Consider the following 14,916-nt stretch of genomic DNA (forward strand, 5'->3'; position numbering starts at 1 on the left):
GGATGATGAACCCGACATTCGGACCTTTTTAGAACGGGCGCGCCGGGCATCCCGAAAAGCCGGGCCTTGGCTTATGGACGATGATCGGGCAGTTCTATCCCTCATTCAACCGATCCATGCTGCGTGCGCCGTGCCGCGATGGATCGTCATGGGATAGCTGGCTCATGTATCTCCTGTTTCGAGCCGTCGGCCTACTCGTTCTTGCCGTCGGAGTCGTCTTCGCCGTCGGCGACATTGCCCGCTCGCTTGCGGACGAGACCACCCGGCTAATCTCCGTCGATCAGGCGCTCGCCTCGATGGGGCTCATTCTCGCCAACGCCGCGCCGGACAGTCGCACGGTCGCGGTCATCGGCTCGTGGTCGATGTCGATCACCTGCGGCGGGATCGGGTTTGTCCTCCTGCTTCTCGGCCATCGCGGCCGGCGGCGGGAGCCGGCCATCCGCCGCAATCCGTGATCGGCATCTCAGGCTTTATGCCTTGATGGCGCCTTCGGCCCGACCGAACTAACGCCTTGGCCAGATGATCCCGCGCGGCGATGCCCAGTATCGCTCCGGCATCCATACGACGTCCGACGATCAGGCCGAGGCCGCGAACGCCTCGAAGGAGCGGCATCAGGAGGCGTTGCGCAAGGCCGGCCACAGGGGCGCGATCACCGCCGAGATCCTGTCCGATCCGGAAGTCTACTACGCGGAGGACTATCACCAGCAGTATCTCGCCAAGAATCCCCGCGGCTACTGCGGCGGCGGCGGCGGCACCGGCGTGGCATGCCCCATCGGCATTCAGGGCGTGCCCGCCGAGTGAGCACGGCGCGCCCGCTTTGGGCAGACGCGGAGCGGAAGGCCGGCGAGCGATGCTTTTCACAGCCCGATCGCCCGGATCCATCTGATTTTACTTCATTTGGGCCGCGCCCCATGCAAAGCTGCCGATCGGTTCGGGTATCGTCGTTCCAGCCCGGCCTTCGCTGTCCGGGCGTCGGCCGATACTCGACGACGAACCGCCTATTCGCCAACAGGGATCCTGACATCGATGAAACACTTCCTGGCCGGAATTCTCGCCGCCACCGTCCTCACCGCGACAGCCGCCTCGGCCGCCGACTTCAAGCCGGCGATCCTCTACGATCTCGGCGGCAAGTTCGACAAATCCTTCAACGAAGGGGCCTATAACGGCGCCGAGAAGTTCAAGAAGGAGACCGGTACCGAATATCGCGAGTTCGAGATCGTCAACGACGCCCAGCGCGAACAGGCCCTGCGCCGCTTCGCCCGCGATGGCGCGAGCCCGATCATCTCGGTCGGCTTCTCGCAGGCCGCTGCGCTGGAGGCCGTCGCGAAGGAATATCCGGACACCCAGTTCGCCATTATCGATTCCGTCGTCGACCTGCCAAATGTGCGGTCGATCCTGTTCAAGGAAGAGGAAGGCTCGTATCTCGTCGGCATCCTGGCGGCGATGAAATCGGAGGATGGCAAGGTCGGCTTCGTGGGCGGCATGGACATTCCGCTGATCTCGAAGTTTTCCTGCGGCTACAAGGGCGGCGTGAAGTCGGTCTCCAAGGACGACGTCGTCTTCGAGAACATGACCGGCTCGACGGGCGCTGCCTGGAATGATCCGGTGCGCGGCGGCGAACTCGCCAAGGCGCAGATCGACAAGGGCGCCGACGTCATCTTCCACGCTGCCGGCGGCACCGGTATCGGCGTTCTCCAGGCGGCGGCGGATGCCGGCAAGTTCGGCATCGGCGTCGATTCCAACCAGGACGGTCTGTTTCCGGGCCACGTCCTGACCTCGATGGTCAAGCGCGTCGACAATGCCGTCTACCAGGCATTCATGGATGCCAAGGACGGCAAATGGACGTCGGGCATCCAGACGCTCGGTCTCAAGGAGGACGGCGTCGGCTATTCGGTGGACGAATACAACAAGGATCTGATCACGCCCGAGATGAAGGAAGCAGCCGAGAAGGCCAAGCAGGACATCATCGCCGGCAAGATCAAGGTCCACGACTACACGACCGATTCGATCTGCCCCTACTGACGGAGCTTTCAGGCGAGTCATCCTTGCCTGGAGACCCGGACTACAATTCAGAGCGTCGCCGGCTTGCCGGCGGCGCTTTTTTCATGAGCTCCTGCAACGCGGTCCAAGCGTCGCAGAAACGGTTGCAAATGATATCCTTTTGTCTGGCGTGCTTTCTTTAATTTTTCTCATGATGATCAATCCGACTGAGCATCTACCGAAGAATTTCCCATGATACGATAGTCGAATCACGGTTGCCTCTTGTGGTCTTCTGCACCTACTCTGCTGAAATCGGCGTCGAAGCCGGGAGGAGACAGCTTCGACCCCGCGAAAACGGGAGGCAATATTGACCAGCAAACCCATTGATCGCAGAGCATTTCTCGGCCGCTCGGCGCTTATCGGCGGAACCGCTGCGGCCGGTCTGGCTGCGCCGCATGTCGCGCGGGCGCAAGGCCAGACGACAACATGGCGGGTGCAGACGTCCTGGCCGGGCGGCATCGGGCTCACCACCTTCAAGGACTGGTGCAGCACGATCAAGGAAAAGTCCGGCGGCGAACTCGAATTCACCGCCTTCGGCGCCAACGACGTCGTCGGCGACTTCCAGCTCTTCGACGCGGTGAAGAACGGCGTGCTCGAAGCGGTGAACCCGTTCACCATCTACGCCCAGGGCATCATCCCGGCGGCGGTGTTCCTCACATCCTATCCGCTCGGCCTGCGCAACCCGCACGAGTTCGACACCTTCTATTACGGTCTCGGCGGCCTCGAAATCGCCCGCGAGCTCTATGCCGCGCAGGGCATGTATTTCGTCGGCCCGATCCAGCACGACGCCAACATCATCCACTCCAAGGTGCCGATCCGCTCGATCGACGATTTCCGGGACCGCAAGATGCGCCTGCCGGGCGGCATGGTCGCCGAGGTGTTCCAGGCGCTCGGCGCCAAGACGACGGTGCTGCCGGGTTCGGAGATCTTCCCGGCACTGGAGAAAGGCACCATCGACGTCGCCGACTTTACCGGCCCGGCCGTCAACTACGCCCTCGGCTTCAGCCAGGTGACGAAATACATCTCCATGGGCCCTCCGGGCTTCATGTCGCTCTATCAGCCGGTCGATCTGATGGATCTGACCGTCGGGATGGACGCCTGGAACAAGCTGTCGCCGCAGATGCAGCAATTCGTCGAGATGGAGACGCATGCCTATTCCGACATGCACCATGCGGCGATCCAGAAGGCCAATCAGGAGGCCTGGAAGAAGTTCGAGGCCGACGGCACCGAGGTCACCCGCCTCACCCAGGACGACGTCGCCCTGATGACCGAAGTCGCCGTGCCGATCTGGTTCAACTGGGCGAACAAGGACGCGAACGCTGCGAAGGTGTTCAAGATCCAGCTCGATTACATGCAGTCGGGCTCGCTCGGCTATGTCGATCCGAGCCTCATCGAGGGGCTGGAACTCACCAACCTTTGAGCGCGACCGCTTCGCGCTTTCGCCGATCCGCGCGCCGGCCTGCCCGCATGATCCGCCACGGGAGAAATCCCGTGTGCGGCCGGATCGTGCCGGGTAACGGGGCTGGCGCGCGCCGCGCCTTACCTTCCTCCGTCATTCAGGACGAAACCCCATGCCGAGTTTGACCTTCGTACTGCCGCACTGGCTGTACTGGGCGCTGCTCTTCGTCTTCCCGGTCGTCGCCATGGTGCTGGCGCGGCGCGGTCGACGCGAGGGCCCACGCGTTTATTCCCTGCCGCTGGCCTATTTCATCCTGATCACCGGCGGCATGCTCGGCCTGCATCGGTTCTATCTGAAGAGCATCGCCTGGGGGCTGATCTTCCTGCCGCTGTTTGCGGCCATTCTCTACGCCAACGCCCATCAGCGCGACGCCCGCGCGGCCTATTCGGATGCGGCCAACATCGTGCGGGTCTCGAAGGGCACGATCGAACGCGAGGAGCCGCGCCTTGCCGCAGCCGACGCCTCGCTCGCCGCCCTGCGAGCGCAGGTCGCCGAGGCCGAGGAAGGCTCCTTCACCAAGCGGGCGGCGGAACGCAGGCTCCAGCGCGAGGAACGGCGGCTCGAAAGCTCGCGCACGCGGCTCGAAGCCGCCCGCAACGATCTTCAGGAGCAGCAGGCGATCGCCGACACATCCGGCGCGAACCGCGACTTCTGGGAAAGCGTCGCCTTCTTCGCCTTCGTGGCGATCGCCGTCCTGATCGTCGTCGACGCCCTGCTGATGCCCTTCCTCGTTCGCCGCGCCAACCGGCGCCTCGCAGAGGACGAGACCGCCGACGAGGAGCCCCTGCCAAAGCTCTCCGGCGAATTCGTCAAGGATCGCGCCGCCATCCACGCCGGCCCGACCGGCTGGATCGACCGCCTGTCCTTCTATACCGGCGAGTTCGTCTCCTACTGGGCGGTGATCGCCGTCTTCGTCTATTACTACGAAGTCGTCGCCAGATACGTCTTCAATTCGCCGACCAACTGGGCCCATGAAGGCATGTATCTCATGTTCGGGATGCAGTACCTGATCATGGGCGCCTATGCGATGCTGTCGGAAAGCCATGTGCGCGTCGACATCTTCTATGCGCCGCTGTCGCCGCGCCGAAAGGCGCTGGCCGACATTCTCACCTCGGTGTTCTTCTTCATCTTCGCCGGCACGCTTCTCGTCACCGGCTGGATCTTTGCCGCCGATGCGACGCGGGTGAACGAGGTCTCCTTCACCGAATGGCAGCTCGCCTACTGGCCGTTCAAATGGGCGATCGTCGTCGGCGCCGCGCTGCTCATCCTGCAGGGCGTCGCCAAGCTCGCCCAGGATTTCCGGACGCTGGCGACCGGCACGCCGCAACCCACCTTGCGGGAGGCCTGAGCCATGGGTCTCGAAATCGGTATCGGCTGGCTGACGCTGATCATGTTCGGCAGCCTGCTCCTGCTGCTCATGGCCGGGCTGCCGCTCGCCTTCGTCACCGGCGGTCTCGCCTGCGTCTTCCTCTTCGTCCTCGGCGACTGGCAGACGCTGAACATCGTGCCGTCGCGTATCTTCCCCTTGATGACGAACTACCAGCTCTCGGCGATCCCGCTCTTCATCTTCATGGCGGCGATGCTGGAGCGGGCCGGCATCATCAACGACATGTTCGACGTCATCTACAAGGTGCTCGGCGGCGTGAAGGGCGGGCTCGCGGCGGCGACGATCATCGCCTCGACCATCCTTGCCGCGATGGTCGGCGTGATCGGCGCGGCGGTCGTCACCATGGGCATCATCGCCCTGCCCGCCATGCTGAAAAGGCACTACAATCCCGAGATCGCCATGGGCTCGATCATGGCCGGCGGCACGCTCGGCATCCTGATCCCGCCGTCGATCCTTGCGATCATCTACGCGGTCGTTGCCGAACAGTCGGTGGGCGAGCTGTTCATCGGCGCGGTGTTTCCCGGCCTGCTGCTCTCCGGCCTCTACATCTTCTACGTCGTCGCGCGCTCCTACATCAATCCGGAGCTCGGCCCGCCGGCGCCATTGGAAGAGCGCATCTCGTTTCGCGAGAAGCTCCACGTGATGTCGAAGATGTCAGCGCCCGTCGCCCTCATCGTCGTCGTCCTCGGCGTCATCTTCTCTGGCGTCGCGACACCTGTCGAAGCCGCTGGTATCGGCACCTTCGGCGCCTTCATCGTCGCGGCGATCCACCGCAAGCTCGACTGGCCGACGGTTCAGGGCGCGTGTCTGACGACGCTGAAAGCCACCGCCATGGTCATCTGGATCATGTTCGGCGCGACGATCTTCGTCGGCCTCTACGTCCTCGAAGGCGGCCAGCAATTCGTCGCCGGCGCCATGCAGGGCATGGGGCTCGGGCCCTGGGGCATCCTGATCTTCATGCAGATCATTCTGGTGTTCCTCGGCATGTTCCTCGACTGGGTCGGCATCCTGCTTCTGTGCGTGCCGATCTTCGTGCCGATCATAAAGGGCCTCGGCGCGGCCGCCTTCGGTCTCGAAAGCGGCGACGATCTCGTCCTGTGGTTCGGCGTTCTCTATCTCGTCAACATGCAGATGAGCTTCCTGTCGCCGCCCTTCGGCTACGCGCTGTTCTATCTCAGAGGCGTCGCACCGCCGGAAATCCCGATGACCCGGATCTTCAAGGCGGCAATCCCCTTCCTGACAATCCAGGTGATCGGGCTGGTGCTCTGCATGGTCTTTCCCGAGATCATCACCTGGCTGCCGAACGTAGTCTATGGCTGAGACACACCGACGTCTGGTGCCCGGAATCCGGCGGCTCTGATCGCTGCGAAGCCGCCGGCTGTATACAGACATGCACCGACGCCGGCATGACGGGAACGGTCGCGGCGGCAACACTGTGATAATTTTGGCCGATTGACACGATTTGAGAGTGGTTCCACCTTGGCTGTATACAGCTTGGGAGGAAATCATGCTGGAAAGCCGTTATCCGCTGAATGTCTGGTACGCTGCGGCCTGGGACACGGACATCAAGCGCGCGCTGTTTCCGCGCACCATCTGCAACAAGAAGATCGTCTTCTACCGCAAGTCAGACGACAGCATCGTCGCCATGGACGACGCCTGCTGGCATCGCCTGGTTCCCCTCTCCATGGGCAAGCTCGACGGCGACCGGGTAACCTGCGCCTATCACGGGCTGAAATTCGGCCCCGACGGGCGCTGCGTCTTCATGCCCTCCCAGGAGACGATCAATCCGTCGGCGGCCGTGCGCACCTATCCGGTCGTAGAGAAGCACCGCTTCATCTGGATCTGGATGGGCGATCCGGCCCTCGCCGATCCGGCCACCGTCCCCGACCTCCACTGGAACGACGATCCCGACTGGGCGGGCGACGGCGCCTATATCCACGCCAAGGGCGAATACCGCCTCGTCGTCGACAATCTGATGGATCTCACCCACGAGACCTTCGTCCATGCCGGCTCGATCGGCAACGACGCCGTCGCCGAAGCGCCCTTCGTGACCACCCATGGCGACCGCAAGGCCCAGGTGACGCGCTGGATGATCGATGTCGAGGCGCCGCCCTTCTGGGAGATGCAGCTGCAAAAGCCCGGCAATGTCGATCGCTGGCAAATCATCAATTTCGAGGCACCGGCGACCATCGCCATCGATGTCGGCGTCGCGCCCCATGGCACCGGTGCCCCCGAAGGCGACCGCAGCCAGGGCGTCAACGGTTTCGTGCTCAACACGATGACGCCGGAGACCGACAGCACCTGCCATTACTTCTGGTCCTTCGTGCGCAACCATCACCTGACCGAGCAGCGCTGGACGACGATGATCCGCGAGGGCGTCAAGCGGCTCTTCGGCGAGGACGAGGTGATCTTCGAGGCCCAGCAGAAGGCGATGGAAGCCAATCCCGACAAGGTCTTCTACAATCTCAACATCGATTCCGGCTCGATGTGGGCGCGGCGTCTGATCGACCGGATGGTCGCCGAAGAGCGCGGCGAGACGCATATCAGGGAGGCGGCGGAGTAATCCCTTCATGGTCTCGCCGATCACCCTAGCCGAGCGCTCCCAGTCCCAGACCACCAAGGCACTGCTGGCGCTGCGCGATCTTCTCCTGTCGGGACAGATCGCGCCCGGCGAGCGGCTCTCTGAGCTGCCGCTGGTCGAGCGGCTCGGGGTCTCGCGGACGCCGGTGCGCGCGGCGCTGGCGCAGCTGGCGAGCGAAGGCTTTCTCGAGCGTCTCGCAGGCGGCGGCTATCAGGTCAAGCCGATCACCGAGGAGGACATCTTCGACGCCATCGAGGTGCGCGGTACGCTTGAGGGCCTCGCCGCAGCCAAGGCCGCGCGCCGCGTCTCCAAGGGCGCGGACATCGCCCCCTTGCGTTCAGCGCTCGCCAGGATCGAAGACGTTCTCGCCGAGCCGAGCCTCGATCTCGACCGCTACATTACAGCGAATGGGGCCTTTCACACCGGGCTTTGGGAGCTAGCCGGCAGCACGGTCCTTTCCCGCGAGATCGAGCGGGCGAATGCCCTGCCCTTTGCCGGGCACAACAGCTTCGTCGAGGCGCAGGGCACGCTCAGCGAGGCCCGCGCGATCCTGACCATCGGCCAGGACCAGCACCGCCAGATCGTCGAGGCCATCGCGGAGGGGGACGGTCAGCGGGCGGAAAGCGCGGCGCGCGAGCATGCGCGGCTGGCGATCCGCAATCTGCGCCTTGCGACGGCAACGAGCCGCGCGCTTGAAGATCTGCCCGGCGCTTCGCTGATCGTGCGCGGCGACACCAATGCCGGATGAGCGGCAGCCGAGCTGCCAGGGAGGATAAGCCATGAAATACGACCGCGACTGGGTCGATGCCCGCGTCATCGCTACCAGCGACGTCGCCGAGGACGTCCGCCATTTCGAGATCGTGCCCGATGCCGGACCCGCACCATCCTGGAGCCCGGGGAGCCACATCAATCTTCAGGTGATGATCGGTGAGCGCACCGATACGCGCAGCTACTCCCTGGTCGGCGAGCCCGACCGTACGGCCTATCGCATCGCCGTGCGCCGCCAGGCCGAGAGCCGGGGCGGCTCGGCGTATATGTGGAGCCTGAAGCCCGGCGCCCGTGTCAGGATCACCAACGCCAACAACCTCTTCGAGCTCGATCAGAGCAGCGAGGAATATCTGCTGGTCGCCGGCGGTATCGGCATCACCCCGATCCTCGGAATGGCGCTGACGCTGAAGAAGCGCGGCGCGCCCATGCGCCTCGTCTATACCGGCCGCAGCCGGGCGGCGATGCCCTTCGTCGATCTGTTGAGCGAGCGGCTTTCGAGTGACCTTGAACTCGCCGTTTCCAGCGAGGGCCAGAGGCTCGATATCGCGGCCGAGATCGAACGGCTCGGGCCCGATGCCGCGCTCTATATCTGCGGACCGATGCGGCTTCTCGATGCCGCCCGCAAGGCCTGGGCCGCGGCGGGGCGCCAGCCCCATCGACTGAGATACGAGACCTTCGGCTCCAGCGGTTCCCATGCAGCCGAGGCCTTCTGGGTGAAAATTCCCGAGCTTGGCGTCGAAGTGTGCGTGCCGGAAAATCGCACCCTCCTGCAAAGCCTCGAAGAGGCCGGCGTCGGCGTGATCTCCGACTGCCAGCGCGGCGAATGCGGGCTGTGCGCGCTCGACATCGTCTCGCTCGACGGTGTCGTCGATCATCGCGACGTCTTCTTTTCCGACCAGCAGCGGCAGGAGAATGCGCAGCTTTGCGCCTGCGTGTCCCGCATATCCGGCGGCGGCGCCGTTCTCAGCGTCGGATACCGGCCCGACTGATCCGTCTTTGCGAGACTGCGGTCGGGTCAAGGGCCGGGCGCAGCTTGAGCTGCGCCGAACTTTTGCCTGCTCGCGAATGGCCAACGGACGATTTCCCCCTATGTGGAGAGCTGCGCTGCGTCGCAGCATCTTCCGATCGTCAGCTGCCCGAGAGAATTGCCGCAAGATATGCTGGAGTCCCTCTATGTCCTGATCCTGGTCGGGACCATCCTCATCGTCGTCGCTGCCTTCTCCAGTCTCCTCGCCTTCCGCTTCGGCGCCCCGCTGCTGCTCCTGTTCCTGTCGATCGGCCTTCTCGCGGGGGTCGACGGCATCGGCATCGATTTCGACAATGCCGGCCTTGCCTATTTCGTCGGGACGATCGCCTTGGCGATCATCCTGTTCGATTCCGGGTTCGGAACCCGCATTTCCACCTTCCGCCTCGCGGCGGCGCCAGCCTTGACGCTGGCGACCTTCGGCGTTCTCGCAACGGCCATCCTCTTCGGCTTGGCGGCGAGTTATCTTCTCGGGCTTTCGCTGGTCGAAGGCTTGCTGCTCGGCGCAATCGTCGGCTCGACCGACGCCGCCGCCGTTTTCTTTCTCCTGCGGGTCGGCGGAATCACGGTGCGCGAGAGGGTGCGCTCGCTGCTGGAGATCGAATCCGGCACCAACGATCCGATGGCGATCTTTCTCACCGTCGCTCTCGTCGAGACGATCCGCGCGGGCTCGGGGCTGGAGTCCGTCGGCATCGACGTTGCTCTCGGCCTCGTCGGCCAGATGACGATCGGCCTGTTCGGCGGCCTGATGGGCGGCATGATGATCGTCTCGGTGATCCGCCGGCTCGCCATCGACCGGGGCCTTCTGCCGATCATCACCCTCGCCCTCGCTCTGTCGGTCTTCGCCGCCGTCGGTGCCGTCGGCGGATCGGGCTTTCTGGCGGTCTATGTCGCCGGGCTTTACGCCGGCAACGCCAAACTTTCGGGCGGCCCGACGATCAAGCGCTTTCAGGACGGGCTGACCTGGCTCGCCCAGATCGTGATGTTCCTGATCCTCGGACTTCTCGCGACGCCTTCGCAGTTCGGCGAAATCCTCTGGCAATCCCTGGTCCTTGCCGCGTTCCTGATCTTCATCGCACGCCCCATCGCCGTCTGGCTCTGCCTCCTGCCCTTCGACTTCCAGCGCCGTGAGATGGCATTCGTCTCATGGGTCGGGCTTCGTGGCGCCGTCTCCATCCTGCTTGCCATCGTGCCGCTGATCGGCGGGCTCGACGAGTCGCGCCTGTTCTTCAACGCCGCCTTCATCATCGTCCTCGTCTCGCTTCTCGTTCAGGGCTGGACCATCGCCAACGTCGCGCGGCGTCTCGGTCTCGTGGTGCCACCGCAGACCGGCGCGATCGAAAAGCACGAGCTGGAACTGCCCGGCTCGCCGGACCATGAGCTCCTGTCTTACCGCGTCGTCGACGGCAGCCCGGTCGCACGCGGCGAGCGCATCCCGCGCTGGGCCCGGCCATCTCTCGTCATCCGCGACGGACGCTCCATGCGCTACCAGTACGCCGGCAGGCTGCAGGCAGGCGACTATGTTTTCCTGTTCATCTCGCCGCGCTATCCGCCCCTTCTCGACCGGCTTTTCGCACGCCCCGCCGATCTCAGCCCCGACGATGCGGAGTTTTTCGGGGAATTCACGGTCGATCCCGCGGCCAATGCCGGCGCGCTCGCCGAGGCCTACGCGATCCCGCTCCAGCCGGAGGAAGCGGCAATGACGGTCTCCGAGTTGATGATGTCGCGGCTCGGCGGCGAGGCCGACTATGGCGACCGCGTCTCGGCCGCGCCGGTCGAATTGATCGTCCGACAGGTCGGCCTCGACGGAACCGTCGTCGCCGCCGGGCTGTCGCTCGAGCCCGAGCGCGGCCGCGGCAGTCACATTCCGCTGTTCTTCAGCCGCCGGGATCTCGTTGCGGGCGTGCGGCGACTGTTCTCGCGACCAGGCAGGCAACCCTGACGGCGCACTCGAACTTTGCTGACCTGGACGCTGCCACGCCGGAGCGATACGACACGGGCAACGAACAGGCGCGGGCTCGATCGAGCCGATGACGGGCGAAGCCGGCCCGGCAAAAAAATTATCCGCCGCTGACCAAGGAGATATTGCGTGACCACCTTCAAGACCCTCGACGACGCAGACACGGCTGGCAAGCGGGTGCTTCTGCGCGTCGATCTGAACGTTCCGATGAAGGATGGCGTCGTCACGGACCGGACCCGTATCGAACGCGTGCTGCCGACGATTCGGGAGATCGCCGAGAAGGGCGGGCGCGTCATCCTGCTGGCGCATTTCGGCCGGCCCAAGGGCAAACCCAATCCCGAAATGTCACTGGCGCCCGTCGCCCCTGTCTTGAGCGAGATGCTCAAACAGCCCGTCGGCTTTGCCGACGACTGCGTCGGACCTGTGGCCGAGGGTGTCGTTTCGGGGCTGAAGGATGGCAATGTCGTGCTTCTGGAGAACACCCGTTTCCACGAGGGCGAGGAGAAGAACGCCGACGAATTCGTCAACGCCCTCGCCTCGCTCGGCGACATCTACGTCAATGACGCCTTTTCGGCCGCCCACCGCGCCCATGCCTCGACCGAGGGGCTCGCCCATCACATGCCGTCCTTTGCCGGACGCACGATGCAGGCCGAACTCGAAGCCCTCGAAAAGGGGCTCGGACAACCCGAGCGCCCGGTCGCTGCCGTGGTCGGGGGCGCCAAGGTCTCGTCCAAGATCGACCTCCTGCAGAACCTCGTCGCCCGTGTCGACGCCCTAGTCATCGGCGGCGGCATGGCCAACACCTTTCTCGCAGCCCAAGGGGTTTCGGTCGGAAAGTCCCTCTGCGAACACGACCTCGCCGACACGGCGTTGTCGATCGTCAGGGCCGCCGAGGCGGCCGGCTGCACGATCGTCCTGCCGGGCGACGCGGTCGTCGCGCGCGAATTCAAGGCTGGCGCTGCCAGCAAGACCGTCGATATCGGCAATGTGCCCGAAGACGCGATGATCCTCGATGCCGGGCCGAGAAGCGTCGAGGCCGTCAACGGCTGGCTCGACAAGGCCAAGACGCTTGTCTGGAACGGCCCGCTCGGCGCCTTCGAGATCGAACCCTTCGACAGGGCGACGGTGGCTGCCGCCCGGCACGCCGCGGAGCTCACCAAGGCCGGCAGGCTGGTCTCCGTCGCCGGCGGTGGCGACACGGTTGCGGCACTGAACCAGGCTGGCGCCGCCGCCGACTTCAGCTATGTTTCCACGGCAGGTGGCGCTTTCCTCGAATGGATGGAAGGAAAGGCCCTCCCCGGCGTCGAGGTTTTGAAGACATGACGACACCGCGAAGTCAGGTTTCCGGCCCCGCTTCGGGGAGCTTCGACGAGTTCACCGGCGATTTCGATCCGGGCGGGCTCGCCGCCTCGTTCAAGACCGGCTTGGTCTCGTGGCTGCTTCTGCCGGTCTATGTCTGGCAGGGGATAGCGACGCGGCGAAGGGTTTTGCGGATGTTTCCGCCTGCGGGCGCAACGAGCGGCCTCTTCGGCGCGAAGGACATCAGCGAAGCGGGCGTGAAACTCCTCGTGATCGGCGATTCGTCGGCTGCCGGCGTCGGGGTCGACATGATCGACGACTCGCTGGGGCCCAAGCTTGCCGAACGCATCGTGGCGCTGACCGGTCTTTCGGTGTTCTGGCGCGCCGCCGGGGCCAACTCGGCCGTATCGGCCGAGATCCGGGACCATGTCGTCCCCAATCTCGCGCGGGAGGCCTTCACTCACATCGTCCTGATGATCGGCACCAACGACGCCAAGAATTTTCATGGCGCCCGCCGTTTCAAGAAGAGCTTCGGAAGCCTTCTCTACGCCTTGAAGTCCAAATGGCCCGAAGCGCGCATCGTCTGGTCTCCTCCGGTGGACCTCAAGCGTGTCCCGGCCCTGCCGCGGGGCCTTGCCCATGTTCTGGAGCTGCGGGCGAGGATCGTCAGGAAGATCGGCGCCAGGCTCTGCGCCGAGCGCGGGGCGATCGTCGCAACCACGCTGCCACGGGTCGAGCCCGCCGGGTTCTCACGGGACGGCTTCCACGCCTCAGTGGAAGGTTACGCCTATTACGCCAGCCATCTCGTGAACTACGTCATCGGCCGGCGGTAAGTCGCCGACGAAGCAAAGCATGCCTTTGCCGCGACATTAGAGCGCCGTGCGTCCGAATGGACGCACAAAGGACGCTCTAACTTATTGAATCACCGCATCGTGCTTTCCGAAAATCAATTCCGATTTTCTGGCCGATGCTGTAGACAGGCGACGGCGAGCTGCACGCAGTCACCAGGGAACAGCTTGCGCCAGAAAGCATCTTGCCGGCGGCAATTGCAATCATTGCGCGAATGACGTTGCATTCACGGCGCTGCATTGCCGCGGACGGCGACCGGATGCCAAGGTTTTATGTGAGGTGGATCGCGATGCCGCCGGCTCGCAGCTTTTGGGGCAAGGATCGGCGATCACAAGCCCCGCGCGTTGCGGACGAGACCTGCCCGAAGGCTTGCAACTGATCAATCAATCGAGGAAACACGCGGAAAGCAGTTCGGCTCGACCACGGAACCGGGATGCCCGAAAGCAAACCGGGTTCGCGCGATCAGAGCGAGCGATATTGCGCCTCAGCGGCCGCGACGGCGCTTGTGGCCGAGGCCCATCTGCTTGGCGAGCCGCGAGCGCGCGGCCGCATAGTTCGGCGCCACCATCGGATAATCCGGTGCCAGATCCCACTTCTCGCGGTATTCTTCCGGCGTCAGATTGTAATGCGTCATCAGGTGCCGCTTCAGCGACTTGAATTTCTTTCCGTCCTCCAGACAGATGATATAATCGTCTGTCACGGACTTCTTAACGGAGACTGCTGGTTTCGGTTTTTCCGCCTGCGGAGCCGCAGGCACGGTCGTCGTGCGGCCGAGTGCTCCATAAACATCGGCAATCAAGCCGGGGAGTTCCGAAACGGGCAGAGAATTATTGCTCACATAGGCGGCGACGACCTCAGCCGTAAGCTCCATGAGCATCTCGTTGTTGTCGATTGCCTCGATCTGATCCAATTTATCACCCGATCGTTGATATGACGGCAGTGCCACAAACAAAATTGCGCGGTCAGTCTGAAAGCACTGCCGACCTTCAGTGAACGCGCAGGAGCACAAAATCAGTGCTGCGCCATGTCCACCTGTATTTATGCCGATTTACTTGCTGTCAATAGCGTATTTCTGCTTTTTAATGATTGTCCCCTAGCAAGGACGGTTTCACCGGCGCAGGACCAAGCAAATTTTATAGAGACTTTGCCGCGAAACGACCGATATCGCGCTCTGCATATCCATAAGTTCGCTGAGCTGACACAACCAAAAGCTGATATTACCTGAATCCGGCGGGAGAATTCGTGGTTTGAGGTCAGTAGCAGCCATCCATTCACTTGGATTTTACGAATGGGACGCTGGGAGATTGCTGATCAGGCCGGGGCCGTGTCGACCGAGGCTGTCGTGGCTGGCCTGAAATCCCAGGGATCCGTAGCGTAAGCTTTTCTCCGGCACCATGGAAACGGCAGGAAGAACTGCACGAACGCAGGTCGGTTCGCCCTCCTCCCCGCCAAGGTCGCGCCCCTGACGTACCACGATAACTGTGGTTCCCGCGAAGGCAGAAGCTGACAGACCCGCGCGGCTGTCTGCTGATATTGCATCCAGACGCCA

General features: G+C 63.8%; 12 protein-coding genes and 1 pseudogene. 12 read left to right on the forward strand and 1 reads right to left on the reverse strand.

The window, feature by feature from the left end; all coding sequences use genetic code 11:
• Positions 1-164 precede the first annotated feature (164 nt).
• The 12 genes and pseudogenes from J6595_RS17865 to J6595_RS17920 all read left to right on the forward strand — a co-directional run bounded on the left by J6595_RS17865 (position 165) and on the right by J6595_RS17920 (position 13,351).
• Positions 165-455 (forward strand): hypothetical protein, encoded by a 291-nt coding sequence (locus tag J6595_RS17865; RefSeq protein ID WP_209596261.1) that lies wholly within the window; start codon positions 165-167, stop codon positions 453-455.
• Between the two features lie 85 nt (positions 456-540).
• Positions 541-801 (forward strand): annotated as a pseudogene (locus tag J6595_RS17870) (peptide-methionine (S)-S-oxide reductase); the annotation flags it as partial.
• Positions 802-1,026: 225 nt separating this feature from the next.
• Positions 1,027-2,022, forward strand: a complete 996-nt coding sequence (locus J6595_RS17875; RefSeq protein ID WP_209596264.1) for a BMP family lipoprotein — start codon at positions 1,027-1,029, stop codon at positions 2,020-2,022.
• Positions 2,023-2,347: 325 nt separating this feature from the next.
• A complete protein-coding gene (gene dctP, locus J6595_RS17880) occupies positions 2,348-3,460 on the forward strand; it encodes a TRAP transporter substrate-binding protein DctP (RefSeq protein WP_245198772.1) in 1,113 nt (370 codons plus the stop codon).
• A gap of 151 nt (positions 3,461-3,611) precedes the next feature.
• Positions 3,612-4,847, forward strand: a complete 1,236-nt coding sequence (locus J6595_RS17885) for a TRAP transporter small permease subunit (protein WP_209596266.1) — start codon at positions 3,612-3,614, stop codon at positions 4,845-4,847.
• A 3-nt stretch (positions 4,848-4,850) separates the two neighbouring features.
• Complete coding sequence (locus tag J6595_RS17890; RefSeq protein ID WP_209596268.1) at positions 4,851-6,206, forward strand: TRAP transporter large permease; 1,356 nt, start codon at positions 4,851-4,853, stop codon at positions 6,204-6,206.
• 187 nt (positions 6,207-6,393) lie between these two features.
• Positions 6,394-7,449, forward strand: a complete 1,056-nt coding sequence (locus J6595_RS17895) for an aromatic ring-hydroxylating dioxygenase subunit alpha (RefSeq protein ID WP_425342171.1) — start codon at positions 6,394-6,396, stop codon at positions 7,447-7,449.
• Between the two features lie 7 nt (positions 7,450-7,456).
• Entirely contained in the window at positions 7,457-8,215 is a 759-nt protein-coding gene (locus tag J6595_RS17900; RefSeq protein WP_209596270.1) for a GntR family transcriptional regulator, read from the forward strand.
• Positions 8,216-8,246: 31 nt separating this feature from the next.
• The gene (locus J6595_RS17905; protein ID WP_209596272.1) at positions 8,247-9,224 is read left to right on the forward strand and encodes a PDR/VanB family oxidoreductase; all 978 of its coding nucleotides are present in this window, start codon (positions 8,247-8,249) and stop codon (positions 9,222-9,224) included.
• A 168-nt stretch (positions 9,225-9,392) separates the two neighbouring features.
• On the forward strand, positions 9,393-11,201 hold the full coding sequence (locus J6595_RS17910; protein WP_209596274.1) for a potassium/proton antiporter: 1,809 nt from the start codon (positions 9,393-9,395) through the stop codon (positions 11,199-11,201).
• A gap of 147 nt (positions 11,202-11,348) precedes the next feature.
• Entirely contained in the window at positions 11,349-12,542 is a 1,194-nt protein-coding gene (locus J6595_RS17915; RefSeq protein WP_209596277.1) for a phosphoglycerate kinase, read from the forward strand.
• Positions 12,539-13,351 (forward strand): SGNH/GDSL hydrolase family protein, encoded by an 813-nt coding sequence (locus J6595_RS17920; protein WP_209596279.1) that lies wholly within the window; start codon positions 12,539-12,541, stop codon positions 13,349-13,351. The genes J6595_RS17915 and J6595_RS17920 overlap by 4 nt, the downstream gene beginning before the upstream one ends.
• A 500-nt stretch (positions 13,352-13,851) precedes the next feature.
• Here J6595_RS17920 and J6595_RS17925 read toward each other — a convergent pair whose 3' ends face one another.
• Positions 13,852-14,244: a Ros/MucR family transcriptional regulator gene (locus J6595_RS17925; protein WP_209596352.1), complete on the reverse strand. Its 393-nt coding sequence runs from the start codon at positions 14,242-14,244 to the stop codon at positions 13,852-13,854.
• Positions 14,245-14,916 lie beyond the last annotated feature (672 nt).

The sequence above is a fragment of the Jiella mangrovi genome (assembly GCF_017815135.1).
GTDB lineage: Bacteria > Pseudomonadota > Alphaproteobacteria > Rhizobiales > Rhizobiaceae > Jiella > Jiella mangrovi.

Bases quoted from the DNA above. Each gene is read 5' to 3' on its own strand.
- J6595_RS17905 (WP_209596272.1), top strand. From the start codon at position 8,247: ATGAAATACGACCGCGACTGGGTCGATGCCCGCGTCATCGCTACCAGC.
- J6595_RS17865 (WP_209596261.1), top strand. From the start codon at position 165: ATGTATCTCCTGTTTCGAGCCGTCGGCCTACTCGTTCTTGCCGTCGGA.
- J6595_RS17875 (WP_209596264.1), top strand. From the start codon at position 1,027: ATGAAACACTTCCTGGCCGGAATTCTCGCCGCCACCGTCCTCACCGCG.
- J6595_RS17910 (WP_209596274.1), top strand. From the start codon at position 9,393: ATGCTGGAGTCCCTCTATGTCCTGATCCTGGTCGGGACCATCCTCATC.
- J6595_RS17920 (WP_209596279.1), top strand. From the start codon at position 12,539: ATGACGACACCGCGAAGTCAGGTTTCCGGCCCCGCTTCGGGGAGCTTC.
- J6595_RS17925 (WP_209596352.1), bottom strand. From the start codon at position 14,244: ATGCTCATGGAGCTTACGGCTGAGGTCGTCGCCGCCTATGTGAGCAAT.
- J6595_RS17890 (WP_209596268.1), top strand. From the start codon at position 4,851: ATGGGTCTCGAAATCGGTATCGGCTGGCTGACGCTGATCATGTTCGGC.
- J6595_RS17900 (WP_209596270.1), top strand. From the start codon at position 7,457: ATGGTCTCGCCGATCACCCTAGCCGAGCGCTCCCAGTCCCAGACCACC.
- J6595_RS17895 (WP_425342171.1), top strand. From the start codon at position 6,394: ATGCTGGAAAGCCGTTATCCGCTGAATGTCTGGTACGCTGCGGCCTGG.
- J6595_RS17885 (WP_209596266.1), top strand. From the start codon at position 3,612: ATGCCGAGTTTGACCTTCGTACTGCCGCACTGGCTGTACTGGGCGCTG.